Raw genomic sequence first — 24,611 nt, forward strand, 5'->3', positions numbered from 1 at the left:
GATTTCATCGGATCTCTCCCCGTCAATGATTATGCTTGCCTGATATTTCACAGATGTTAATTTTAATCCGGCCCATGAAAACCAAGATTTTGTTCCGCTTGCTCCTCGGGGCCGCGCTGGCGCTGCCCTTCGTCGGGCAGGGCGGGAAAAATTCGGGCTACAGTATTAAGAACCGCATGGAGCGTGATCTCATCGGTCAGACCGCGAGACAGAAGACCGAACTCTTCACTCTTCAGCAGCGAGCCGGCAATCTGGGGGATTCGGTCGGATTCGATAAATCGGCTGAAGAATTCAATAAGGCCAGCTTGACCCTCTTTGGCGATCGCCCGGCCAAGCCCACCTCTTCTCTCGGAGACCGGAACAAACCCAGCAATCCCTACCTCGACGCCGGAGACACCCTGGCTCCCACCGCCCTTCCCCAACCCAATCCTCTGCCGGGGACCTTTCCCTACACCGTCAAGAGCGGCGATACCTTGCGGACCATTGCCCAATCCCACGGCGTGGCCCCCGAAAAACTCCATCAGGTCAATCGCCTGGGAACCCCCGTCCGCATTTTTGTCGGGCAGACCCTTCAGATTCCCGCGGTGACCGCCTCTGCCACCAACCAGCCCCAACGAATTCCCGTTCAAAGGGCTCCCGAAGTCACGGAACAGGCCGTCGTAGAGCGGGTCGATGCGAACCCATCCAGCGTGGCGGACGCGCCTCCCGTGAGCCGGGGCACCGGCACTCTCCACACCATCCAGCGTGGCGAGACGCTCTTTTCCATCTCCCGCCGCTACGGCGTCCCGGTCGCGACCCTGACCTCCGCCAACCAGCTGAGCGACCCTTCCAAAATCTTCGCTGGCCAAAAGTTGACCATCCCCGGCGCCACCAAGACCGCAGCCTCGAGTCCAGCTCCTCGCCAAAGCACCGACCGACCGGCTGTCGAAAATCCTGCTTGGGTGGAGACCGTCTTGGCGGGCCAGGCGCCTTCTTCCCCGCCGGCTCCCCCGGAAAAGAGCGGCCCTCTCACCCCGCCGGCCACGCCCCGCAGCTACCTCGTGAAAAATGGCGATACCCTCTACAGCATTGCCAAGGCCCATGGGATGACCCACCAGCACTTGGCCGCCATCAACGGGCTGGAAGATGGGAACTTCATCCGGGTAGGCCAAAGCCTCCAACTGCAGGGAGAGCCTGTCGCTCTCGCCGCCCAGAGCGAGGCCCCCAAGAAACCCACCCCCCCTCCCAGCGAGCCCCCGCCTCCGGCCCCCGCCGAAGAGCCCTCGCCGCCGGCCGTGGTCGAAGAATCTGAACCGGCGGAAGTGGCCGCCCAGTCCACCGAAACCAACCCTCCCGTTGAGCAACAGCAGGAGAAGGAGGAAACCACCTCGGCCGAGGAAAGCTCAGTGGATCGGCTCCTCATTCGCTACCCCATTTTGGAGGGCGACACCCTGGAATCGGTGGCCCGAACTTTCAATACGACCGCGCAGGACATCGCCGCGCTCAATCAGCTCGCCCCTTCCGCTAAGCTGGAAGAGGGGCAGGAGATTTGGGTGCCCGGCGAGAACTTGCTCGATTGAATCTTGGTGAGACGCGTTCGTTTCCGCCCGCTGCACTCCGGTGCAGCGGGCGGTTTTTTGCCAGACTCGGCCCGATTTCCCGGTTGTGGTGAGCGGCAACTCTCCTAGCTTTCTGTTATGCTTGGCCGCCTTCTCTTGCTCTCTCTGCTGCTCCTAGCGAGCAGTCCAGCGCAGGAGATCCCGCTGGCAGAAGAACTCCGACGCCTCGACGAATATGCGAAGGCGGAAAGAGCCCTCGAAGCGGGGCTGGTGCAGGTCGCCAGTCTCAAGTTTGGACGATTGCTCCAGCGAGCCGATCTCAGCGAGGCAGCCCGTGCCACCATCGAGCAAGGCTATCTGGAATCTTGTGTCCGCGCCGGGAAGAGCACCACGGCCCTGGCTGTTTCCTACTCGGACCGTTTGCTAACCGATGCCCAAACCACCTTCTGGCGCGGCTTGGCGCTGGCTGGCATGGGCCGATTTACGGAAGCGGTCGCTCTTCTTGAAGAGGTCTCTCGGGAAGACTCCCCGTCCGAATTGCGGCGAGCCGCTCTCCTGAGCCGGGCCAGTCTCCTGGTCTCGCTCAGCCAACCAGAACAGGCTCTCGCCCAACTGGCCCGGCTCCCCCACGATCCCCTGGCTTCTCTCAAGCGAGCGGAGATTCGGCTCCAGTTGGCCGACTATCCCCAAGCGGCCCAAGAACTCGCCACCAACGACCCCCAACGTCTCTCCTCCTCGCAACGCGTTTACCGCTCTTTCCTGAAGTATCGTTTGGATTTTCTGGAAGGTCGTTTGGAATCGGCCGAAGCCGGATTTCGCAGCCTACTCGAGCCCGGCCTCTCGCTCCCCCGCAAACTGCGAGAGATGACTCAAATCGGCCTCGCCGAAACCCTTCTCGAGGCTTCGCAGGACGAATCGGCTCAGGACGCCCTCCTCCTCTTCATTGAGGGTTCTCCCGAAAGCCTCTTCCTTTCTCAGGCCTTTTCCATGCTAGCAGAGCTGCCGGGTTTCGCGGGCGATGACTTGGCGGAGGACTTTGCTCGCTGGGTCCAGAGCGATAGCGCGGAACTGCGCGCCATCGCCAGCTACTACCAGGCCTTGCAACTGTTCCGTCTCGAGAAAAGCCAGGAAGCCCACGATGAGTTTCGTCGCTTCCTCGATAACTTCCCGCGCCACTTCCTCCAACGCCAAGCGCTTCTCCACCTGGTCTCGCTGGCGGTGACCGAAGGAGACCGCGTGGAAATCACCGCTCTCTTTCAGGAACTCGAGCCGCTCACCCTAAGTCCGGCGGCTGAAGGGGAGAGGATCTACGCGGAAGCTCGTGCCTACCTGGAAACCGGTGAGTATGCGCGTGCCTTGGAAGGCTTTCGAGAGCTGGCTCAAATGCCTGACTTGGCCGAAGAGCTTCGCCAAAAGAGCGCGTATCACCTGGGTTTGTCCGCCATCCCGGGAGGCGATGGAGAAGACTTTCAGCTCGCTGACCAGCTCTTGCAGCAGTCGGGCAGCGACGAGTTGGAAGCACAGCTCCTCCTGGAAGCGGCTCTCTGGCGAGCCAAGCGGCCGAGCGAAGAAGCCCAGCCCTACTTCCAAGAATTTCTCAATCGCTCCCAGCCCACCCACCCTCGCCATCGCGAAGGCGTCCTCGCCTTTGTCGAGTGGATTCTCCACCGGGAAGGCCGCAACTTGGCGAGGGCCGAGGAAGCGCTCGCCAGCTTGGAAAAGACTTCCGAAACCGCGGAGCAGCAAGAAACGCGGCTTCTTCTGCAAGTGCGACTGCAAGAGGCCTCAGGACGGCTGCCCGAGGCGGCCGAAGTCTTGGGAACCCTCGTCACCAGCTTCCCCGAGTCCGCGGCCTACCCCGCCCACCTTCTCAAGCTGGGGGAGCTTCATTACCGCATGCGGAATTTCGCGCGCGCGCGGGTTTACTTCGAGTCGCTCGCAGAAAAATTCCCGACCGATGCCCGGGAAGAAACCGCCCTCTATTTCGCCGGCTGCGCCGCCATGTACAGCATGGGCCCCACCAGCCTGGAGGAAGCGACGGAGCTTTTCCAACAAGTCATTGATCGCGATGGCGAATTCCTGCTGCCGGCCCGCCGCAAGCAAGCAGAGCTTCTCATTCGCCAAGGGACCCCCGAGGAAGCCGTCGCTCTCTTGGACAGCCTCATTTCCGAACTGCAAGCCGAGGGAGCCCCCCGAGACGTGGCCAGCGCCATGCTGCTCCGGGCCCGGGCCTTGCCCCTGGTGAAGACCGAAGACGTCCGCACCCAGATGCAAGCAGCCGCGCAACAACTCCGTCCCCTGCTGGCAGATTCCAGCCTGGGGGGCGACCAGTTGAATGAGGCCGCCTACCAGCTGGGCCGCCTCTTGACGCTTTTGGAAAGACCCGATGAAGCCTTGGAAGTCTACCATGACCGCCTCTTCGAAGGCGAAGCCCCCCCCCAGAACCAGCCGCCTGGTTACGGTTCTCTCTTTCGCTGCGGCTTGGCCGCCATTTCCCTGCTCGAATCCCGCCAACACTGGGAAGCCGCCGCCCGGATAGCCGACCGGCTGACCCGCCTTCCCGGACCGCGTGCCAGCGAGGCGCAAGAGCTGGCCAAGCGGATTCGCCTCCAGCACATGCTCTGGGATTGAGCGGCCATCCGGCCCGGCTCCACTTCGCGCAAGTGCTTGCCAAATTCGGCATGGCGAGTGCAGCGAACCTCAGGTAATACCAACCCGCCAGATCAGCTGCTAGAAGTCACCGCGCACATGTCCTCTCTTCCCTTCCTCGTTGTCAACGCAGGCAGTTCCTCTCTCAAGCTCGCGCTCATCGAGCCCGCCAGCGGTCGATCGCTCTCCCAAGCCATCGCGGAGAACCTCCTGACCCCCCAGAGCCGGGTGCGCCTCCAGGGAGATCCGGGTGAGACCCAGCAAATTGCAGAAAGCGATCTCAATCACCGTCAAGCCCTCGAGCTGATCCTACCAAAGTTGGAGGCACTCGCCTCGCTGGAAGCCCCCCTGCCCGGGGTCGGTCACCGCGTGGTGCACGGCGGGGAGCATTTCCGCTCCTCCGTCCGCGTCGATCAGGAGGTCCTCCGCAAAATCGAATCCTGCAACCAACTGGCCCCCTTGCACAACCCTTGGGCACTCAAAGGCATTCACAGCCTTCTTGAAAGCCGCCCTGGCCTCCCGCAAGTGGCCGTCTTCGACACCGCCTTCCACCAAACCCTCCCGCCGCACTCCTTTCGCTACGCCCTTCCCGAAACCCTTTACACCAAGGGCCACGTGCGCCGCTACGGGTTCCACGGCATCAGCTACGCTTACCTTTTGGAAGAAACGGCCGCACGGCTCGGGCGGCCGGCGGAATCGCTCTCTCTCCTCCTGGCCCATCTCGGGAATGGCTGCTCCGCCTGTGCGGTGCGCGAAGGGAGGTCCGTGGACACCACCATGGGCTTGACGCCGCTGGAGGGATTGACCATGGGGACCCGCTCGGGCGATGTCGACCCCAATCTCCTGCTCTACCTGCACGACACCATGGGGCTCTCGCTGGAGGATGGCACCAGCCTCTTGAACAAACAAAGTGGCTTGCTCGGTCTCTCGGGGCGCTCCAATGACATGCGAGAAATTCTCGAAGGGGTCCAGAGTGGTGACCCGGCCTGCCTCCTCGCCTTCGAGGTCTTCTGCTTCCGCTTGGCCAAAGGACTACTCGGTCTCACGGCCTCCCTGGACCGAGTGGACGCCCTCGTCTTCTCGGGGGGCATCGGCGAGCACGCGGCAGCCGTGCGAGAAAAAACCCTCAGCCACCTCCGCCTTCTCGGAGTGGTCATCGATCCCGAGCGCAACGCCCAACACGGAGCCGAAAGCGCAGGTCTCATCAGCGCCCCCGAAAGCGCCTTCCCTTGTCAGGTGGTGCCCACCAACGAAGAACTCCGCATCGCCCGCGAGGCCTCCCGCCTCCTTCTCCCATGAAACACGCCTTCTTTCTTGTTCCCTCCTCCTCCAGCGTAGGTCTCACCACCATCTCGCTGGGCGTGGTGCGGGCGCTGGAGCGTCGTGGAGCCGGAGTCGGCTTCATGAAGCCCATCGCGCAGCCCCGTCCCGAAGACACCGGACCAGAGCGCTCGACCGCCTACGCTCAACATATCCTTCAGCGCACCCCCGCCACGCCCATCCCGCTGGGCGAAGCCAGCCGACTCTTCCACGAGGGCAAAGTCCACGACCTGATGGAGGAAGTGGTCAATCGTTATGAACGCTCGACCACCGACTGCGATGTCGTCATCGTGGAGGGCCTCGTGAGCACCGAGGAGGACCGCATCTCCACCCAGCTCAATCAAGAAATCGCCCGCACCCTCGGGGCGGAAGTTATCCTGGTGGACGTCCTCAGGGATGGCAACCTGCTCACTCTCGACCAGCGGCTCCGCACCGCTGGCTCCATGTTCGGCGGCATTCAATCCCGGCACGTGGTTGGATGCATCCTCAATCGGATTGAAAGCCCAGAGGGCGTGGATCCCGAGCACTTCCTCCAAAACATCCAGACCCAGCTTCCCTGCCTCCAACTGACCAGCTTCACCCTGCTCGGCTCCATCCCGGCCAGCCCCAATCTCTTGCAGCCACGGATGCGAGACATCGTGGACCATCTCAAAGCGGAGGTCATCGAGCGGGGCGAGATGGATCAACGTCGCGTCTCGAGCCATCACCTTCTGGCCCGGACCGTGCCGAACCTCATCCATGTTTTCTCGGCCGGCTCCCTCATTTTGACCCCGGCCGACCGCGAAGACATCCTCATGGCGGCCGCTCTCGCGAGCATTCGCGGTCAGATGCTGGCCGGAGTCATCCTGACCGGGGGCAAGGAGATCGGCCCGAATCGCAACGTGCTTCAGCTCTGCCGCCCCGCCTTCGAGGCCGGTCTCCCTCTGGCTCTCGCCACGGGTTCCAGCATTCGGGTGGTCAATCGACTCGCCACACTCAACACGGAAATCCCCATTGATGACACCGAGAGACTGGACAGCACACTCGACTTCATCGCCCGGCGGATCGATGTGCAATGGATCCTCGAGGACTCGGCCATCGAGATCGAACGCCGCCTCTCGCCCCCGGCTTTCCGCTTCCAGTTGGCGGAGCGCGCCCGCCAAGCCAACAAGCGTATCCTCCTGCCCGAGGGCGATGAACCCCGCACCTTGCGCGCGGCCGTCTCGTGTCACGAGCGTCGCATCGCCCGCTGCGTCCTCCTCGGCTCACCCGAGACCATCCAGCAAGCCGCCGCCGCCCAGGGAATCAATTTGCCCGACGGCCTCGAAATCCTCGATCCCGGGGAGCACCGCGACCGCTACATCGCCCCCCTCGTGGAAGCCCGGAAACACAAGAACCTGACCGAAGCTATGGCGGCCGAAGCCCTCGAGGACAATGTCTTCCTGGCCACCGTCATGCTGCTGGAAAACGATGCCGATGGCCTCGTCTCCGGCGCCGTCCACTCCACTGCCAACACCATCCGCCCCGCGCTCCAGCTCATCAAAACCAAAGAAGGCGCTCACGTCGTCTCCTCGGTCTTCTTCATGTGCCTCCCGGACCAAGTGCTCGTCTACGGAGACTGCGCGGTCAATACCAACCCGGATGCGGAAACCCTGGCCGATATCGCGCTCCGCTCCGCCGAATCGGCCGAAGCCTTCGGCATCCCGCCTCGCGTGGCCCTCATCAGCTACTCCACTGGGGCCTCGGGAGCGGGGGAGGATGTCGACAAGGTCCGGCGCGCGACCGAGCTCGCCCAAAAAATGCGGCCCGACCTCCCAATCGATGGCCCCTTGCAGTATGACGCGGCCGCCATTCCCGAAATCGGCGCCTCCAAGGCCCCGGGCAGCCCCGTCGCCGGCCAGGCCACCGTCTTCATCTTTCCGGATCTCAACACCGGCAACACCACCTACAAAGCCGTCCAGCGCTCGGCCAAAGTGGTCTCGATCGGCCCCATGCTCCAAGGCCTCCGCAAACCGGTCAATGACCTGAGTCGAGGCGCGCTGGTCGATGATATCATCTACACCATCGCCCTGACAGCCATCCAAGCGGACCAAGAGTGAAGGCCACCCGCTCCCCGGCCCGAACGGGGCGGGAAAGAGCCCCTTCTTTACTTTCTCACGGGGAGGGGCTTAACTGCGCCTCCCCATGCCAGAGGCCACGGTCAGCACGCAATTCTTCTCCCTCCCAGAGTTCACTTTCAGCGCTGGCCCCACCCTTTCCGGACTCCAGTTGGCCTACGAAACCTACGGCACCCTCAATGCCGACCGCAGCAACGCCATCCTCCTCTTCCACGCCCTGAGCGGGACCCAGCACGCCTCCGGCCACAACCCCTCCATCCCAGAAATCGGCAAAATCTGGACCGAAGATTGCCACCTCGGCTGGTGGAGTGATTTCATCGGCCCCGGCAAGGCCATCGATACCGAGCGCTTCTTCGTTCTCTGCCCGAACTACCTCGGCGGCTGCTACGGGTCGAGCGGCCCCTCCTCGCTCAATCCAGCGACGGGCTGTCCCTGGGGTTCCTCCTTCCCTCACATCTCGGCCTCGGACCAAGTCCAGTCCGCGGCCCAGTTGCTCGACTCGTTTGGCATCCAGCAATTGCACGCCTGCATCGGCCCCTCCGTCGGCGGTCTGCTGGCCCTGACCTTCGCCACCAACCTCCCAGAGCGCGTTCGTCACGTCATCCCCATCGCGAGCGGTTTCCAGACCACCGTTCTCAATCGCCTCATTCTCTTCGAGCAGATTTTGGCGATCGAGAACGACCCCAACTTCCACGGGGGCGACTACTACCAAGGACCGGCCCCGGAATACGGGCTGGCCATTGCCCGCATGATTTCTCACAAAACCTTCGTCCACCTGGACGCCTTCGAAAAACGCGCTCGCCAGGAAATCCTTCAGGAGGAAGAAATGCTGGCCTGGTTTCGCGTTCGCGACCCCTTCCAGAGCTACATGCTCCACCAAGGAAAAAAGTTCGTCGAGCGTTTCGACGCCAACACCTACCTTCGCATCAACGACATGTGGTCGCGCTACAACGCCCTGACCGAGGGCGGAGCCGACAGCATCGAGGCCCTCTTCGGCCGCTGCCAAAAGGCGGGGCAGCGCTTTCTCATCTTCTCGATCGATAGCGACTTCTGCTTCTACCCGGAAGAACAAGAACACCTTCATCAACTCCTCCACGGGGCCGGCGTGGATTCCATGCACATCACGGTTCACTCCGACAAAGGTCACGACTCCTTCCTCCTGGAACCCGCCTTCTACACCCCCCATATCTCCTACATTTTGGAGAGCGGGTAATACCAGGCTACCGGATCAGCTGCTAGAACGGCCGCCCCCCTGAAACCTCCCATCCCTTCACCCCGCTTGATCTCCTCGATCAATCTTGGCATCCGGCAAGGCCTCCCTGAGTGCCGCGACCCCTGCGGAAGAAGCATCGCTCTGCCAAAGATACACCTCCTGCAAGCCGGTCAGTTTCTCCAGGTGCTGGAGTCCCTCGTCGGTGATAGGGGTGTCATAGAGATTGAGGTATTCCAAGGCAAAGGCCCCCTGGGCCAAAGCCAAGAGAGTCTGGTCATCCGCGCCCGAGCGCTGCAAGCGCAGTTCTCGCACGCGCGACATCGTCTTCCACTGGATCTCGGCCTCGGCCGCAAACTGGACGCGGGAAAGATCGAGGGAGTGAAGATTGGGCGCCAGGGCATTGAGGGCCGCCACTTCTTCGGGCCCCAGGCGCTCCTCCCGATGACTGCCGCTCAGATACAGCAAGCGTCCATCCGGCGTGATGGCCTTGATGAGAAACCCTGACTCCCGAAGTCGCGCTACCATCTGAGCGTCGGGAACGCGCAGGTCTCCGGTCTCGACTTGGGCGAGCGAAGGCACCGACGGCGTCTTCTCGACCGGAATCAGGCTTTGGCCATCTTCCATGTCCGCTCCTTGTTCGACCCATTTCCTCAAGATCTCGGTCTGCTCCAAGCTCAGCACCTCGCCCTTGCCTGGCATGACATCCGGATCGTCTGCCGGGAGGATCGTCAGGTAATAGAGAGAACTTCGCTCAGGGTCACCCGCTACCACCACCTCGCCATACCTTCCTCCCGCTCGAATCACCTCCGGCGTGTGCAAGCGCAGCCCACCTTTGTCCTTCTCCGCCCCATGACAGCCGTAGCAGTGGGCTTGCAAAACAGGGACGACCTCCTGCTGGTAGGAAATGCTGCGGGCCGGGCTGGGCGGTGGGGCCGGACCGCTGGCGGCCGGGCTCTTTTCCTGAGCGGCCTTTTCTTTGGCAGCCGGCTGGGCGGGGATGGCTGCCACTTCGATGACTGGAGGGGCTTGCTCGGGCTCCCTCCTTTGCTCGGGCGGGACGGGCTTCGGAGAAAGCTCTTGGCTGCCTGCGACCACCGCCAGAGGGGGTGGGCTCGGCTTGGGCTCCGCGAGCGGACCTTCCTGCGCGGGAGGGGGGGCCTCGGGCCCTTTCGCCAAGGGAAGACCCGGTTGAGCGCGGTCTTCAGGCGACTTCGCTAAGAGCATTCCAACCGCCAACAAGAGACCGACCAAGCCCCCGCCCAGCAAGCGGACGAACCAAACCTCGGAGCGGCTGCGATAGCGCTGGCGACGACCTCGTGACATCTCAGCCAAACATCTGCGTCACAGGCTGGCCTTTGTCGGCCACCGTAAAGGGTCGACCCGAAGAGGAATAAAGTTGCTTGTCCAGCGGCAAACCGAGTCCGTAGGCGATGGTGGCATTGAAGTCGGGCACCGCCACTGGATCGCGCAGGATGTTTTCGCCCGTGGCGTCGGTCTCTCCCCAAATGGTGCCACCCTTGACCCCGCCTCCGGCCAAGACGCAGCTGAAGGCCTTGGGGTAGTGATCGCGCCCGAAGTTTTGGTTGAGTCGCGGAGTCCGACCGAATTCCGTCGACAACACCACCATGGTATCCCGCAAAAGCCCGCGACGCTCCAAGTCACTCAGGAGAGTGGCCATGGCTCGATCCAGAGTGTCGGTTTGCGAGGACACTCGGTCAAAGTTGTTGGCATGGGTGTCCCACCCACCCAGGGTCACCTCCACAAAGCGGACATCCCGTTCCACCAAACGCCGGGCCAGCAAGCAGCCTTGCCCGAAGGAAGCCCGCCCGTAGGCATCGCGTAACTCGGCCGACTCTTTCGAGAGATCGAAGGCCTCCAGGTCGCGGCTCCGCATCAGCCGGAGGGCATCGTCATACATCGTGCTGTAGCCACGCACCCGCCGGTAATCATAGCGCTGGTGAAACTCCGTTTCGAAGCGACTCGACATCCTCAAGCGAGCATCCAAATCCTCATCTGTCACCCCTTTGGGAAGCTTGCTATTTTTGATCCCATTGTTCGGATTTCCCAGCACGAGCGGCTCGTAAGCCGAATCGAGAAAGCCAGCTCCCCCCCCTTGGCTGGAATTGCCGATGCGGACAAAACCCGGCAAATCGGGATTCCCTTTGCCATCCATCGCCAGCAGCCACGCCCCCATCTCCGGGTGCTTGATCGTTCCCCGCATCACGTAACTCGAATGCATGAAGTAATTTCCCTGCTCGTGCGCTCCTTGCGTGGAGGTCATGGAGCGAATGATGGCCAGCTTGTCGGCATGGGCTGCCACGCCTGGCAGGTATTCGCTTAAAAACATCCCATCGACCTTCGTCGGCAAAACGCCCAAGGGACCTTTGATTTCATTCTCATCCGCCTGGGGCTTAGGATCAAAGGTGTCGAGGTGAGTCATGCCACCGGCCATGTAGAGATAGATCACTCGGCGGGCTTGGGGGATGAAAGGGTGACTCGAGGGCTCCCCCAAGGCGTTCGCGACCCCATGCGGCAGCAGCCCCACGCCGAGGAACGCTCGGGCCGCATAGGAGACAAAATCTCGCCGGTTGAGGTCATCGCCTGATTCAAGGATGGATCGCAAGCTCATGGCAGGAGGGGGTCAGGGGTTATTGCACAAAAGCGAATTCGGTCGAGTTCAGCAGCATCCAAATGAGATCGCCGACCGCCTTGTTTCCCCGCTCGGCCACTTGCAGGGCAAACATCTCCTTCTCAGAGGGGGTGGGTCGGCGATGGAGCATACTCCGGAAAATGACATCCCGTTTGCCATCGAGGTCCTTCTCCTGGGCGAGATTCTTCATGAGCACGGATTGGCCCCGCGTCACAATGGGGTAAATGTTTCCATTCATCAGCCAGAGAGCTTGGATGGCGGATCCTTTGTCAGAGGCGTTGTTGACCACCTCCCGATTGGACTGCCCAAAGACTTGCAAGAAATGATCGGTTGGCGCTGGCGAGACCAGCTCCGAAGCCCGGACCAGCCCGGCATACCAATCCTTCCAGGGATTCTCCTCCTCCTCGCCTTGCCCCTTCTTCCCTTCGGCGAGCGCACTAGGCTTGGGAGGTTTGCCGAGGTAGCTCTCCCGAACCTCGCTCAAAGCCTTGCGGTAGGTTCGGTTCAACTCACCGGCTCGCTTGCGAAGCGCTTCCAGCCTCTTCTCCTCCTCCTTTTCGGTAGCTTCTACGATTTCTTGGCGCACGCTTTGCAACTCGATTTGGGCCTGGCCTGATCTCCGGGCAATCTCCTCGGCCATTTTGAAAATGGTGAATGACCCCAGCTCCAACATCCTCCTGGCCTGCCACTCGCGTTCACGAGATCGCTTTTCCTGCCCCAGGTCCAAGGTGCGCTCGTCCAAGTGGGGGACGGCCAAGGTCAGGACCGAATCCCACATTCGCTCGGCCGACATTCGTTTCAGAAGAGGGCCTTGAAAGTAGAAGGGCTTGGCCAAGTCGATATCCTCCGACATGGCTTCACGCTGGTAGGTCCGGGTGTTGTAGAGGACCGCTTTGAAGTCGCGCAGATCGTAATCGAGTTGCCGCATGAGACTCTCGAGGTAGGCCATCAACTCGGGATGGGAGGCCACCGTGTCGGCGGTGAAATTGTCCTCGGGCTCGATGAGACCTCTCCCCATCACTTTCTTCCACATGCGATTGGCAATCGCCCGCGTGAAGCGCTCATTTTCGGGGCTAGTCATCCAGTCGGCGAAGGTCTCTCGAAGATCCGCCCCCTGCTCAGCCTCTCCAAACAGGGTGCCCGGACCGATCTTTTCCTTCGGGCTGGCGTCGTCATATTGGTAATCGTGAGGCAGCCTGAGATCGCGACCCACCTCCCGGGCCCCCGCGTTCATCGGCAAGGTCAGATCGCGCAGGGTGCGCCGGATCTCCCGCTCTGTCAGCACCTCATCCTCCTGGATCGCTTTGCGATTCCTTTTGACGTAATCGTAAAGCTTGAGGGTTTGCCGAGGGTCCATATCCCCGCGGGTCCCATAGGTGAAGGCCGCCATGTGATAAAACTCCTTCTGGGTGATCTCATCGAAGGGGTGATTGTGACACTGCGCACACTCCATGCGGGTCCCCAAAAAGACCCGAACGGTAAAAGCCATATGGTCCAAGGGCATGCCCTTGTCTCTGGTGTAAAAACCGACCGCTGGATCGTCCCAAGCGTAGCCCTCCGCCGTTACCAAACGACGCACCAGCTCGTCATACGGCATGTGTTCGCGAATGGCTGATTTGACCCAATCGAGGTAGAAAGGCGCGGCGTTGTCATTGCCATCATAGCGCAAACGGAGAAGATCCGCCCAATAGTGGAATTCCTGGCTGACATAGGCCTCGGAGTGGAGGAGTTCCCGGATCAAGGTGGAACGGGGAGCTGGCCCTTCGTTGGCCTGGTAGGCGACTGTCTCTTCAAAGCTGGGAATGCGCCCCGCCACATCGAGGTAGATCCGGCGAAGAAAGACCTCCTCCTCAGCCGGGGCATTCGGCTCGACCCCGGCTTCTCGCTGGGCCTTTTCGACCAATTCATCCACTTGGCGAGCGGCCTCCCAGATGCGCTGCTCCTCGAAAGCCAGCGAGGGCAGCGCCAGCCAAAGAGAGAGAAAAACCGAGCCAGTCTTTCGAAATTTCATGGGTGGAGAAAGGGGGATTCTTTGAGGCAACGACCTTCCTGAGAAAATCTTCTCAAAAATTTTCGAGATGGCACCACTATTTCTGGATCAACCTTCCCGCCCTCAGGAAGTTGCGATCCCAGCGAAGGACCACTCTTGGGCGTAGCGACCGGGGCTCCCCACGTAGCGAAAGGACTTCCCATGCCCAAATTCAAACGCTCGGCCGTTCTCGCCTGCTCTCCCTCAGCCCTCTCCCAGTGGCACTATCGCCCTGGAGCCTTCACCCGCCTCTCGCCTCCTTGGGAATCGGTCCGGGAGCTGGAGCCCACCCACCCGATCCTGCTCGGCCGGGAGCCCCTGCTCGAAATCCAAGCCGGCCCCCTCAAGCGAAAGTGGCAGGTGGCTTATCCCAAGGCCACTCCGGAGGAATTCATTGATTCGCAGACCAGCGGCCCCTTCGCGCACTGGGAGCACCGCCACCGCTTCCTGGAGGAGAAGGAGGGAAGCCTCCTGGAAGACGAAATCGACTACCGCCTCCCCCTGGCCCCCTTGAGCCAGTGGTTTGCCGGACGCTTTGTGCAAAACAAGCTGGAGCGTATGTTTCGGTATCGACACGAAGTCACCCGGCTGGATCTGGAGACCCTGCCTCCCACGCCTCGCCCGCTTCATGTCCTGCTGACCGGAGCCAGCGGGATGATTGGTCGCGCCCTCAAAGCCCTTCTTCAAACGCAAGGCCACCAAGTGACCGGCCTGACTCGCTCTCCCAAAGAAGCCGACGAGATCGGTTGGAATCCCGCGCAAGGTCAGCTCGATCTCTCCTCCCTCCTGCCGCTCGATGCCGTGGTGCACCTAGCAGGGGCCAACGTCTCAGCCCAGAGGTGGACCCCCGGCTATCGCAAGCTCATCTTGGAGAGCCGCACTGTGGCCACGCAACTGCTGGCAGAGCGACTGGCGGCGCTCCCGAGTCCCCCGGCGGTCTTCCTTTCCGCCTCGGGCGCCAACTTCTATCCGCTCGATGGCCAACCGCACACCGAAGAAGGGCCTCAGGGGGATTCCTTCCTGGCTCAGGTCGTGGGCGAGTGGGAGGCGGCCTCCCAAGCGGTGGAAAGCTTTGCTCGGCGGGCCCTCTTTCGCTTGGGCGTCGTCTTGAGCCCCGGCGGCGGCGCGCTCCGAAAATTGCTTCCGCTTTTCCAACTCGGCTTGGGCGGGCCCGTTGGCCATGGGCGACAATACCTGCCCTGGATTTCCATCGATGACGCCGTCCTCCTGCTCTACCACGCCCTCCTGGATGCTCGCTACCAGGGCCCCTTGAATGCGGTCGCACCCGACATGCAGACCAGCCGAGGCTTCGGCCAAGTTCTCGGGAAGGTCCTCCGCCGCCCAGCCCTCTTGCCCGCCCCGGCCTTCGCTTTGAAAGCCGTCTTCGGGCAAATGGCGGAAGAAACCTTGCTCGGGAGTGTCCAGGCGCGCCCAGCCCGCCTGCAAGAACTCCAGTTTCCCTTCCGCTACCCGAAACTCGAACCCGCCTTGCATCACCTCTTGGGGCGAGCCGCCCGCCCGTGATTTGAATTGGACGGGGCGCGGATCCGCAGGCTTACTCCTGGGAAGATGGCAAGGAGCGTGGTGGTAATCGGGGCGGGCTTGAGCGGATTGAGCGCGGCCGGCAAGCTCCAGGAGGCAGGGTTGTCCCCGCTCGTTTTGGAGGCAAGCGATCGAGTGGGAGGTCGAGTCAAAACTGATCAAGTAGAAGGCTTCCTTCTCGATCATGGTTTTCAAATTTTCCTGACCGCCTACCCTACGGCTCAAAGGCTCTTTGACTACCCAGCCCTGGGACTGCGGTCCTTTCGCTCGGGGGCACTCATCCGAGTCCGTCAGCAATGGCATCGCATCGAAGACCCGCTTCGTGACCCCAGCCCTCGCCGATTCTGGTCAGCGCTCCGGGCTCCCATTGGCTCCATCGCGGACAAGGCCCGGCTGGCTCTTCTTCGTCGACGTCTCCTCGACACGTCCATCGCCGAAATTTGGTCGCAAGCCCCCGCCCCCCCCACCCTGGCCTTCCTTCGTGAACGGGGCTTCAGCCAGCGCATGTTGCATCGTTTCTTCCAGCCTTTTTACGGGGGCGTTTTCTTGGAAAAAGAGCTCCAAACCGACTCCCGACTCTTTGAATTCACCTTCAAAATGTTTGCGGAGGGAGAAGCCACCTTGCCAGCCCGTGGGATGCAAGCGCTCCCCGAACAGTTGGCCGCTCGCCTTGGGGAGGGGGCGATTCGCTTGGGAACCACGGTCACGCGCCTCCAAGGCCGCACCCTCCACCTTGAAAGCGGGGAATCTCTCGAAGCCGAGGCGGTCGTGCTGGCTTGCGAAGCCCCCGCCGCCCTCTCCCTCCTCGGTCAGCAAACGGCCCCACCGGGCCATGACGTCACCTGCCTTTACTTTCGCAGCAAAAGCCTGCCCTACGAAGACCCTTTCATTGCACTCGATGGCGACCGCAGCTCGCCCATCCAAACCTTCTGCATTCCCAGCCTGGTGCAGCCAAGCTATGCCCCCGAAGGAGAACATCTCCTTTCGGTCTCCGTTCTGGGGGCGCACGACCCCCAAAGCCTCGCGCGCGACATGGAGGCCGAACTCCGCCGTCTGTTCCCAAGCCTCCTCCCGGCCCACCTCGCCTACCTCCATGGCTACACCGTGCGCCATGCATTGCCCCCATCCACTCCTGCCCCCCTCCCAGCGCTGGAGGAGGGGCAATTCCTGGCGGGGGACTTCACGCAACACGCTTCCCTCGAAGGCGCTCTCCAGTCGGGACTCCGGGCGGCCGACGAGGCGTTGCATCATCTCCAAGCGGCCTGAGCGCGTAGTGGTCTGCGCATGTCCTCTCAAAAGATTCTCATCACCGGCGCCTCCAGCGGAATCGGAAAAGATGCCGCCCTCCAGCTGAGCCGTCGCCCCGGCCTCCAGCTCGCCCTCACCGGTCGCAATCAAGCGCGCCTCGAAGAAACGGCCGCTGCCTGCGAAGGGACGCCCGCCGTCTTTGTGGGCGACCTCACCAAACCCGGCCTCGCCGAGGAGATCACCGCCCAAGCCGAAGAAGCCATGGGTGGTCTGGATGGCCTGATCCACTGCGCCGGCGAAGGGCTCATCCGACCTTTGAAAGACACGACCGATGCCGAGTTCTCCCGCCTCCTCAATACCAATCTCCGCGTGGCCTTTCTCTGCGTGCAAGCAGCCGCCCACCGCATGGCGAGCCACAAGAAAGGGCGCATACTGGCACTGCCCGGCGTGCTCGGAAAGTTTCCCATGAAAGCCACCGCGGCCTACAGCGCCAGCAAGTTCGGTCTCTCCGGCTTGCTGAAAGTGGTCGCCACCGAATACCAACGCCAAGGCGTGCAGGTCATCCAAGTCTACAGCGGCGGAGTCGACAGTCCCTTCTGGGACGAACTCGATATGAAGGTCCAGCGGGACAAAATGATCCCCAGCGCGGTCATCGCCGAACACATCGCCTCCGCCATGACCGCCCCAGCTCACCTCGTCACCACCGAACTCGTCATTCAACCCGACAGCCATTTGTTCCTGTAAAAGCGGCCGCCGAGAGTGGCTCAAGCTGAAACACGGAAGACTTGGCGAATGCAGCTTCCCTAGGAAAATCGCGAGCCTCTCGGCAGCCGGACCGTCGCTATTCGGCGCCGGCGAAAAGGCGCTTCACCCGCTCCGGGTAATCGGGCGGAAATTCCCAAAAAATCTCTCCCGGTTGGCGCACCAAGCCACGTTCCTCAGGCGAAAACCCCAGGATCCCGGTCCCGATGTCGGAACTGACCCAAGGATCATTCTGGAAGTAGCCATGCCCTAGGATATCTCCGTAGATCGCCTCTGGGTAAGTGACATCGATCATCTCCAGGCCTCCCAAATCTTCACTCAAGAGCGTGCTCTGCTCGTCGGTCAATCGACCAATGGCCGCTCCCAAGCGGATGTTCCCAAAAATCTTCGAAGAGATTTCCAGCGCTCGATCCTCCGGCGCGCTGTAAACACCGACCCATTCAGACAAATCATAAAAGCGATCCAAAACCGCATTGAAGAAAGCCATCAAATCCATATCCGGCGCCGCCAAAACCACGCTCTTGATGCGAAACTTTTCCTGCAATTCCTGCGGGGAAAGATCGTACTCCAGCAGCCTGAGTTCTCGCAACGCATTCACCACAATGGGACACCCGGCGCTATGCCCGATGATGCGAATGGCCTTGGCGTTCGTTTCCAAAGCGCAAGTCGCCAACACCCCTCTCAGATAGCGCGTGCTCTGTTCGGCGTTGCCCTTGTCTTGGAAATACCCCAAGAGCTTCCCGCGCGAAGGCCACTCAAAATTGATCACCACCCCATCCCGTCCGCGGAAATGATGGATTTCCGCCATCAATTCCGTGTTTTTGATAAGGTGGGTGTTGTAGCCGTGGACGAAGATGACAATCTCCCGGGCCTGACTCTGATCTAGTTCCGCCAGAAGTCGCCTGGTCCAAGGGTGATTCTGAAACGATTTCCGACGGAATCGCTGGACCACTAGATTGAGGGGCTTGGGTGCTTCCAGGATTTCAATGCCCTTCAACTCGACCACACTCTTTTTCTTCTTAGGACCGCCGAGGGTTTCTTGGAGAAGAACCTGAGGTGTGACATTTTCGCCGATGGCGACCTCCGCAATGGCCAGGTGAGGCTCCAGTTGGGGATCGCGCTCATTGCCGAAGGGATTGATGCCCTGGGGCTCCGGCAGAATGTTTCGGTTCGTGAAGAGAAAAACGGGAACAGTCGGCTCCAATTTCATCTCCCGAAGCGGCTTCAAGGACGGCCCGTCGGCATGCCGGATGAAGAGCGGGGTAGGAGCCAGCCTGGTCGACCCCGGCTGGACCGTCGAGCCACAGCCAACCAAAGCCAGCAGGGCGAAGCCCACCGTGAGTTGCCTTCCAATCCGCTGCACGACGCGAAACTAACCCAACTTTTTGAAAAAGAGTGAAGAACTTGTCGCGATTTCCTGCGCTCCAGACCGCCGACCTCGGCGCTAGGCGTAATCCCTAGAGAGCCCAGACTATGGACAAAAAGAAGCTCAAGTCTCTTTCTCAGGAACAGGTCGATCAAATCATCCGCTTGGCTTGGGCCGATCGGATTTCTTTTGAAGAGATCAGGCGTCGCACCAGCCTGAGCGAAGCAGAGGTTATTTTGGTGATGCGACGAAACCTCAAGCCCTCCAGCTTTCGCCTATGGCGGAAACGGGTCAGCGGTCGCGTCACCAAGCATCGACGCCGAGCCAAGGACAAACAGGGGCTTCACCTGGAAGAACGCCTCAGTTAGCCCTCCGTCAATACTCGCGCAGCCAGCTGGGCAATTCAGAGATGGAACCAAGCACGGCATCCGGCACCACGGAAGAAGCCTCCAGTTGGCTCTGACTGAACTTTCCCGTCCTGACCTGGATTCCTCGGATCCCTAGTCGCTGGGCCGCCCCCACGTCTGACTCCAAATCATCGCCGATCATTCCCACCTCTTCTGGCTGGCAGCCTAGCGAAGCCAAAGCCGCTTCAAAAAAAGCGCGATTCGGTTTGCCGATCACGACCGCCTCCTGACCGGAGACGTGCTCCAGACCAGCCACGAAACAGCCGATATCCACATGCAGCCCATCCTCCGCCATGAAGAAGCGGTTTCGATGCATGGCCAACAACCGGGCCCCCGCGTGCAGTTGCCTGAAAATGCGATTCATAAGGCCATAAGACCAATTCGCTCCAATGTCACCGATCACCACATAATCCGGCTGCTCATCCTCACGGGGAAATTCGCGGAAATCCGGCAGCACGGCATCGCGCACCACCGCATGCACACTCGGCGGAGGACCTCCTAGAGCCCGCAAGTAGCCCAGCGTCGCGGTGACCGCGCTAAAGATTTCCTCCTCACGGACCACAAACCCCAAGCGAGCGAGCTTCTTTTGCAGGGAAGCCGCCGTGCGAGTGGAGGTATTGGTGACAAAGCGAAAAGGAATTTCGGCAGCTCGCAGCTCGGCCAAAGCCTCCAGAGCGCCCGGAATCACTTCCCCACCGACGTAAAGCACCCCATCGAGATCGATCAACAGACCCGAGATGCCCCTCGCAGCTTTCATAGCCTTGATCTTACGATAAAGACAACGAAAGACGATCTGAAACAAAACCCTTCTTCTGGGCGACCGAGGGTCGACTTCTCCCACACCCTATGGTTCTTTCCCTGAATGCCCTATTCCATCGATCAAAAGCTCGTAATTGCTGTTTCCAGCAGTGCGCTTTTCGATATGGAAGAGGCCGACGAAGTCTTTCGTCAGGATGGGGAAGACGCCTACCGCGCCTACCAGCTGGAGAAGCTCACTGAGCCCTTTGCCAAAGGCGTGGCCTTTCCTTTCATTCGTCGCCTGCTTCACCTAAATGAGGTGTTCCCGACGGAAGCTCCTGTGGAAGTCATCGTTCTCTCCCGCAATGATCCCGACACCGGCCAGCGCTTTTTCGAGACCTGCAAGCACTACGGGCTCGACATCTCTCGCGGCGCCTTCCTCTGCGGCAAGGACCCCTACCCCTACGTGGCCGCTTTCAATGCCGCCCTCTTTCTGAGCGCGAACAAAAAAGACGTGGACGCAGCCGTGCGGGCGGGACGGCCCGCTGGCCTGGTTCTTCCGACGGAAGCACCGGACGAACCGGTTTCAGATGAGCTGCGGATCGCCTTCGACTTCGATGGCGTGATCGCCAATGATGAAGCGGAGCGCGTCTTCCAGGAAAGCGGCTTGGAGCTATTTCACTATTCTGAGCAAGCCAAGGCTCATCAACCTCTCAAACCAGGTCCCCTTCAATCGCTCGCCCAAAAGCTCTCCTACTGGCAGGAATTTGAAACCCAGCTGCAAAAGGACAACCCCGCCTACAAACCCCATCTCCGAATCGCCATCATCACGGCGCGCAACGCTCCCGCTCACTCCCGTTTTGTTCGCACCCTCGAGGAATGGGGCCTGACCGCAACCGAGACCTTCTTCATGGGAGGGATCGAAAAAAGTCATATCCTGCGCGTCTTCAAACCCCACCTTTTTTTGGACGACCAACTTTCCCACTTGGAAGGGATCGCCGCAGAAATCCCCTGCGTGCACATCCCCTTCGGACGGGTCAACGGAGGCTAGGTTTTCCCGGGACGAAGAGCGCACAGGCTCATTGGCCGATTGCCATTTCCAAAAACCAATCAAGGGACCGGCCCAGCTCCTCCTTGCTGAACTTGTGCGCACCCTTGTAGGACTCGAATCTCACATTCTTGAAGCCCGTGCTCCTCATGGATTCGGCGACCCGTTTTCCGGAGGAAACCGAGGCCACCTTATCGGACTTCCCATTGCTCAGTCAGATGGGCACTTGGAGAAACTCTTGCCGAGGCGGCTTGGAATAGGCCAAGCCCTTGCAGCCAAAGAACAAAGGGAAGATAAGAAAGAAAAAATTTCATCGTTCCATGGTAGGGGTTGGGGACAGGACTGGTGAAAGGACCCCTTTGGCCGCTCAGATCTTGAGAAAGTTCTCCAAAAGAGTCTTGCCCTCCCGGGTCAGGATGGATTCCGGATGAAATTGGACCCCATGAACCGGAAGCTCCCGGTGCCGAAGACCCATAATTTCGTCCTCGGCGGTCCAAGCCGTGATCTCCAGACAATCAGGGAGGGTCTCTTTCTTCACGATCAGCGAGTGATAGCGGGTGGCTTCGAAGGGCCGGGGAAGCCCGGCGAAAACGCCAGCGCCCTGGTGCTCCACCGGCGAGGTCTTCCCGTGCATCAAGCGAGGCGCGCGGATGACATCGCCCCCGTAGACTTGGCCGATGCTCTGGTGACCGAGGCAAACCCCCAGGATGGGCACCTCCTCGTCAAAGCGTTCGATCACACTACAGCTAATGCCAGCGTCCTTGGGCGTGCAGGGCCCAGGCGAAATGCAAATCCTCTCCGGGCCAAGAGCCGCGATTTCCTCCAAGCTGATTTCATCGTTTCGAAAAACTCGCACCTCCGCCCCCAACTCGCCGAAGTACTGCACGAGATTGTAAGTAAACGAATCGTAATTGTCGATCACAAGCAGCATAGGTCAGTCGTCTAGAGGCCCCTCCTTCTGATTTCTTGCTCCAGCGCGGTCGCCTTCTCAATCGCACGGATGAGCGCCATGGCCTTGTTGACCGTCTCCTGATACTCTGAAGTCGGCACGGAATCCGCCACCACGCCCGCCCCAGCTTGAACATAGGCCTGGCCATTACGAAGCACGCAGGTTCGCAGTGCGATGCAGGAATCGAGGTTTCCATCAAAGCCGAAATACCCCACCGCGCCCGAGTAGGCTCCTCGTTTGTTTTTCTCTAGCTCATTGATGATCTGCATGGCCCGCACCTTGGGAGAGCCCGAGACCGTGCCAGCTGGAAAGGTGGCCCGCATGACATCGTAAGAAGAGCGTCCCTCGGCCAAGGTTCCAGAGACATTCGAGACGATGTGCATGACGTGACTGTAGCGCTCAATGATCATGAGATCGTCTACCGTGACCTCGCCATAGTTGGAGATTCTTCCCACATCATTTCGCGCCAAATCCACCAGCATGATGTGCTCCGCTCGCTCTTTCGGATCGGCCAACAACTCCTCAGCCAAAGCATCATCCTCTGCCGGTGACTTCCCCCGCCAACGGGTGCCAGCGATCGGTCGAATGGCGACCTCCCCGTCGATGCACTTCACATGAACCTCCGGCGAACTCCCCACCAGTGCGAATTCATCGGGGAACTCCAAACAAAACATATAAGGAGAGGGATTGACGCTCCGCAGGGCTCGATAAAGCGTTACGGCACCGCCGTCATAAGGCACTGAAAACCGTTGTGAGGGAACGACTTGGAATATATCGCCGGCCCGGATGTATTCCTTTGCCTTCTCCACCATCTCTTCATACTCGCTCTGGGTGGTGTTGCTGTGGCGCTTCAGCGGCGGCGCTTCCAAAAGCGAGTGAAAGGGGGCAAAACCGACCGGGTCATCCAGTTGGTCGCCAATGCGCTCGATCTCCTTTTCCGCCGAGGCATAGGCTGCCTCCGGCGTCTCGAATTCTTCGAGAAAGACATTCCGGATGATTTGGATTTTCTTGAGCAGGTGATCGTAGACCACCACCGAATCACAAATCAAAAAGACCGAGTCAGGGACGTGGAGAGCGTCGGGGGGTGGAGCTTGGATGGTAGGCTCGAAGGAGCGGACCACATCATAGGCCAGGTAACCAATGGCACCCCCGAAAAAGGGAGGCAAGCCCTCGGGCTTGGCCGGGCGGAAGCGACTCATGAGCGCCTCCAATTCCGTCAGGGGATCGCCGTCCATTTCCCGCTCTTCGGTCTCGCCCTTGCGGGGACGCTCGATGGTGACACGCCCCCTCTGGCAGCTAAGAATTTCGCGAGGCTCTGCCGAAACAATGGAGTAGCGCCCACCCCCATCGGTGCTTTCGGCTGACTCCAAAAGGGCGCAGTAGCGGCCATCGTGAATCTTGTGAAACACCGAAAGCGGAGTCTCGTAATCTGCTGTGATCTCCGTCCAGATCGGCACCATATTTGCCTCTTCAGTCAGAGCGAGGAAATCGTCCAGGGAGGGCTTGAGCACGTGGGAAAACGAAGGCTTTTCGGGAGAGGATTCGGAGTCTGCACCGCCCCTCCTTGGCCTGCAAGCGGCTTTTCTAATACCAAGCTGCCTGATAAACTGGTAGCACGGCCGCGTGAATTTCGGGTCAGACCAAGGCACGACGAGGGCGTGGTGCGGGCACCGCCATTCCGCGGATGCGCGACCGGACTGACCCGAAAGACACCGGCCCTCTCTCCTCTGCCCGTCAGCGCCTCTCCTCAACTCCTTCTACACGACCGTTCTACCAGTTTATCCGTTCGGTTGGTATAAGACTGTCGGGAGCTTCTCTTGCCAGCTTGCCCACCCCTTCCCCACCTCACGACCCGGGAGAGGGAATTCCGCTTGTGGGCCATCACGAGGCTTGTGTAAACGTCACGCATGAAGCGCCCCTTCGATGCCGAATCCGTCCTATCGGAAGTGGACTGGAGAAGTTTGACCCGCCAGCTAAGCGACGCGCTCGTCGACCAGGCCTTTTTCCTCAAGGACAAACAGGGGCGTTTCCTCATGCAGAATCGCCGGGGATGTGAGTATTGCAAAGTCGCCCAAGAGAGTGAAACCCTCGGCAAGACGGATGCCGATTACTGGTCCCAGGAGCGCACGGCCAGCTACCTTGAGGGGGACCAACTCGTCATGCGACTGGGCCAACCCATCATCAATCAGTTGGCCCCCGCTCCCGAGGAATCCGGATCGGCCAATCTCGTGCTCTACAGCAAGTTCCCGGTGCGAGATCAAGAAGGGAACATCATCGGCGTGGCCGGGGTCCACCAGGAATTCGAGGCCGCCAAGGCCAACCGCAGCCCCTTTGGCAAGCTCTTTCAAGCCATTCGTCGCATTCAGGAGGACTTCGGGACTGACCTGAAAATCACCGAACTGGCAAGCCTCTGCCAGCTCTCACACAGCCAATTTGTCCGCCGCTTTCAGGCCGCCCTCCAGATGACTCCCAAGGAGTATCTTCTACGCGTGCGCGTGCGCAATGCCTGTCGCCTCTTGGAATCCACTGGGAAAACCGTCTCCGAAATCGCTCTCGACTGCGGCTTTTACGATCACAGTCACTTCTCCCGAGCCTTCCGCAAACAAGCCGGCGTGAGTCCTAGCCAATATCGCAATGAGCATCGTGGCTCCTACCAAGCTGCCAGTTCATCTGGAAGCGTGGCTGAGTGACTTCTGGTTCAGACTACAAGGCGCGACGAGAGGGCGGTGCGGCTCACCCGAACCAAGAAGTCACTCTGGGTTGAAGCAAAGGACCGCGGCACCCCTCTCCTGGCGCTTCAGTGCCTCCTCCTCACGATCAGATCCCTCTCTTCTGCCTGATCAACTTGGAGCGTTGTATCAGGCCTCGCAAGGGGCCATCACTCAGCCAACTTTTTAGAAGCGGTCTCATAAATAGGACGATTTCTATTCATGGAGATCGCTTTTTGAAACCGCCTAGTATCGGTGGGCCGCGACGTCCCCGGCGCGGCGGGTGCGATGAGCTGATTCGTAAACCAGTCACCCACCCAAGGCCTTTCCGGCTACCTATCACTTGGG

At 60.5% G+C, this 24,611-nt stretch carries 18 protein-coding genes; 11 read left to right on the forward strand and 7 right to left on the reverse strand.

The window, feature by feature from the left end:
* The first annotated feature begins 74 nt into the window (after window positions 1–74).
* The 5 genes from AAF555_03295 (at window position 75) to AAF555_03315 (ending at window position 8,816) form a co-directional block, all read left to right on the forward strand.
* The gene (locus AAF555_03295) at window positions 75–1,559 is read left to right on the forward strand and encodes a LysM peptidoglycan-binding domain-containing protein (GenBank protein ID MEM6910586.1); all 1,485 of its coding nucleotides are present in this window, start codon (window positions 75–77) and stop codon (window positions 1,557–1,559) included.
* A gap of 117 nt (window positions 1,560–1,676) precedes the next feature.
* The gene (locus tag AAF555_03300) at window positions 1,677–4,169 is read left to right on the forward strand and encodes a tetratricopeptide repeat protein (GenBank protein MEM6910587.1); all 2,493 of its coding nucleotides are present in this window, start codon (window positions 1,677–1,679) and stop codon (window positions 4,167–4,169) included.
* A gap of 117 nt (window positions 4,170–4,286) precedes the next feature.
* Entirely contained in the window at window positions 4,287–5,486 is a 1,200-nt protein-coding gene (locus tag AAF555_03305; GenBank protein MEM6910588.1) for an acetate kinase, read from the forward strand.
* Window positions 5,483–7,585 (forward strand): phosphate acetyltransferase, encoded by a 2,103-nt coding sequence (pta, locus tag AAF555_03310; GenBank protein ID MEM6910589.1) that lies wholly within the window; start codon window positions 5,483–5,485, stop codon window positions 7,583–7,585. Before AAF555_03305 ends, pta begins: the two co-directional genes overlap by 4 nt.
* A gap of 85 nt (window positions 7,586–7,670) precedes the next feature.
* On the forward strand, window positions 7,671–8,816 hold the full coding sequence (locus AAF555_03315; protein MEM6910590.1) for a homoserine O-acetyltransferase: 1,146 nt from the start codon (window positions 7,671–7,673) through the stop codon (window positions 8,814–8,816).
* Window positions 8,817–8,873: 57 nt separating this feature from the next.
* On the opposite strand, the gene AAF555_03320 is transcribed toward AAF555_03315, so the two are convergent.
* From AAF555_03320 to AAF555_03330, 3 genes are read right to left on the reverse strand one after another with little or no spacing between them, the layout of a single operon-like run.
* Window positions 8,874–10,139, reverse strand: coding sequence for a c-type cytochrome domain-containing protein (locus tag AAF555_03320; protein MEM6910591.1), 1,266 nt, complete (start codon window positions 10,137–10,139; stop codon window positions 8,874–8,876).
* Between the two features lies 1 nt (window position 10,140).
* Complete coding sequence (locus AAF555_03325; GenBank protein MEM6910592.1) at window positions 10,141–11,445, reverse strand: DUF1501 domain-containing protein; 1,305 nt, start codon at window positions 11,443–11,445, stop codon at window positions 10,141–10,143.
* A 19-nt stretch (window positions 11,446–11,464) separates the two neighbouring features.
* Window positions 11,465–13,477 (reverse strand): DUF1549 domain-containing protein, encoded by a 2,013-nt coding sequence (locus AAF555_03330; protein MEM6910593.1) that lies wholly within the window; start codon window positions 13,475–13,477, stop codon window positions 11,465–11,467.
* 180 nt (window positions 13,478–13,657) lie between these two features.
* Between AAF555_03330 and AAF555_03335 the strand changes: the two genes are divergently transcribed.
* The 3 genes from AAF555_03335 to AAF555_03345 are packed head-to-tail and all read left to right on the forward strand — an operon-like array spanning window position 13,658 to window position 17,029.
* Window positions 13,658–15,019 carry a TIGR01777 family oxidoreductase gene (locus AAF555_03335; GenBank protein MEM6910594.1) on the forward strand — a complete coding sequence of 454 codons (1,362 nt, stop codon included), beginning with the start codon at window positions 13,658–13,660 and terminating at the stop codon, window positions 15,017–15,019.
* A 45-nt stretch (window positions 15,020–15,064) separates the two neighbouring features.
* Window positions 15,065–16,303 carry an NAD(P)/FAD-dependent oxidoreductase gene (locus tag AAF555_03340; GenBank protein ID MEM6910595.1) on the forward strand — a complete coding sequence of 413 codons (1,239 nt, stop codon included), beginning with the start codon at window positions 15,065–15,067 and terminating at the stop codon, window positions 16,301–16,303.
* An 18-nt stretch (window positions 16,304–16,321) separates the two neighbouring features.
* A complete protein-coding gene (locus AAF555_03345; protein MEM6910596.1) occupies window positions 16,322–17,029 on the forward strand; it encodes an SDR family oxidoreductase in 708 nt (235 codons plus the stop codon).
* A 97-nt stretch (window positions 17,030–17,126) separates the two neighbouring features.
* Here the strand turns inward: AAF555_03345 and AAF555_03350 are convergent, their stop codons facing one another.
* Complete coding sequence (locus tag AAF555_03350; GenBank protein ID MEM6910597.1) at window positions 17,127–18,257, reverse strand: alpha/beta hydrolase; 1,131 nt, start codon at window positions 18,255–18,257, stop codon at window positions 17,127–17,129.
* A 263-nt stretch (window positions 18,258–18,520) separates the two neighbouring features.
* Between AAF555_03350 and AAF555_03355 the strand changes: the two genes are divergently transcribed.
* Window positions 18,521–18,781: a TIGR03643 family protein gene (locus tag AAF555_03355; GenBank protein MEM6910598.1), complete on the forward strand. Its 261-nt coding sequence runs from the start codon at window positions 18,521–18,523 to the stop codon at window positions 18,779–18,781.
* 7 nt (window positions 18,782–18,788) lie between these two features.
* Here AAF555_03355 and AAF555_03360 read toward each other — a convergent pair whose 3' ends face one another.
* Window positions 18,789–19,577, reverse strand: a complete 789-nt coding sequence (locus AAF555_03360; protein MEM6910599.1) for a TIGR01458 family HAD-type hydrolase — start codon at window positions 19,575–19,577, stop codon at window positions 18,789–18,791.
* A 105-nt stretch (window positions 19,578–19,682) separates the two neighbouring features.
* Here AAF555_03360 and AAF555_03365 point away from each other — a divergent pair, with 105 nt between their 5' ends.
* Window positions 19,683–20,609: a 5'-nucleotidase gene (locus AAF555_03365; GenBank protein MEM6910600.1), complete on the forward strand. Its 927-nt coding sequence runs from the start codon at window positions 19,683–19,685 to the stop codon at window positions 20,607–20,609.
* Window positions 20,610–20,973: 364 nt separating this feature from the next.
* Here the strand turns inward: AAF555_03365 and AAF555_03370 are convergent, their stop codons facing one another.
* Window positions 20,974–21,537 (reverse strand): aminodeoxychorismate/anthranilate synthase component II, encoded by a 564-nt coding sequence (locus tag AAF555_03370; protein ID MEM6910601.1) that lies wholly within the window; start codon window positions 21,535–21,537, stop codon window positions 20,974–20,976.
* A gap of 11 nt (window positions 21,538–21,548) precedes the next feature.
* Window positions 21,549–23,066 carry an anthranilate synthase component I gene (gene trpE / locus AAF555_03375; protein ID MEM6910602.1) on the reverse strand — a complete coding sequence of 506 codons (1,518 nt, stop codon included), beginning with the start codon at window positions 23,064–23,066 and terminating at the stop codon, window positions 21,549–21,551.
* 396 nt (window positions 23,067–23,462) lie between these two features.
* Here trpE and AAF555_03380 point away from each other — a divergent pair, with 396 nt between their 5' ends.
* Window positions 23,463–24,245, forward strand: coding sequence for a helix-turn-helix domain-containing protein (locus tag AAF555_03380; protein ID MEM6910603.1), 783 nt, complete (start codon window positions 23,463–23,465; stop codon window positions 24,243–24,245).
* Window positions 24,246–24,611 lie beyond the last annotated feature (366 nt).

The organism is Verrucomicrobiota bacterium, from assembly GCA_039027815.1.
Lineage (GTDB): Bacteria > Verrucomicrobiota > Verrucomicrobiia > Verrucomicrobiales > JBCCJK01 > JBCCJK01.

Coding starts and splice junctions, on each gene's coding strand:
- AAF555_03295 (MEM6910586.1), top strand. CDS start 75: ATGAAAACCAAGATTTTGTTCCGCTTGCTCCTCGGGGCCGCGCTGGCG.
- AAF555_03300 (MEM6910587.1), top strand. CDS start 1,677: ATGCTTGGCCGCCTTCTCTTGCTCTCTCTGCTGCTCCTAGCGAGCAGT.
- AAF555_03305 (MEM6910588.1), top strand. CDS start 4,287: ATGTCCTCTCTTCCCTTCCTCGTTGTCAACGCAGGCAGTTCCTCTCTC.
- pta (MEM6910589.1), top strand. CDS start 5,483: ATGAAACACGCCTTCTTTCTTGTTCCCTCCTCCTCCAGCGTAGGTCTC.
- AAF555_03315 (MEM6910590.1), top strand. CDS start 7,671: ATGCCAGAGGCCACGGTCAGCACGCAATTCTTCTCCCTCCCAGAGTTC.
- AAF555_03320 (MEM6910591.1), bottom strand. CDS start 10,139: ATGTCACGAGGTCGTCGCCAGCGCTATCGCAGCCGCTCCGAGGTTTGG.
- AAF555_03325 (MEM6910592.1), bottom strand. CDS start 11,445: ATGAGCTTGCGATCCATCCTTGAATCAGGCGATGACCTCAACCGGCGA.
- AAF555_03330 (MEM6910593.1), bottom strand. CDS start 13,477: ATGAAATTTCGAAAGACTGGCTCGGTTTTTCTCTCTCTTTGGCTGGCG.
- AAF555_03335 (MEM6910594.1), top strand. CDS start 13,658: ATGCCCAAATTCAAACGCTCGGCCGTTCTCGCCTGCTCTCCCTCAGCC.
- AAF555_03340 (MEM6910595.1), top strand. CDS start 15,065: ATGGCAAGGAGCGTGGTGGTAATCGGGGCGGGCTTGAGCGGATTGAGC.
- AAF555_03345 (MEM6910596.1), top strand. CDS start 16,322: ATGTCCTCTCAAAAGATTCTCATCACCGGCGCCTCCAGCGGAATCGGA.
- AAF555_03350 (MEM6910597.1), bottom strand. CDS start 18,257: ATGAAATTGGAGCCGACTGTTCCCGTTTTTCTCTTCACGAACCGAAAC.
- AAF555_03355 (MEM6910598.1), top strand. CDS start 18,521: ATGGACAAAAAGAAGCTCAAGTCTCTTTCTCAGGAACAGGTCGATCAA.
- AAF555_03360 (MEM6910599.1), bottom strand. CDS start 19,577: ATGAAAGCTGCGAGGGGCATCTCGGGTCTGTTGATCGATCTCGATGGG.
- AAF555_03365 (MEM6910600.1), top strand. CDS start 19,683: ATGCCCTATTCCATCGATCAAAAGCTCGTAATTGCTGTTTCCAGCAGT.
- AAF555_03370 (MEM6910601.1), bottom strand. CDS start 21,537: ATGCTGCTTGTGATCGACAATTACGATTCGTTTACTTACAATCTCGTG.
- AAF555_03380 (MEM6910603.1), top strand. CDS start 23,463: ATGAAGCGCCCCTTCGATGCCGAATCCGTCCTATCGGAAGTGGACTGG.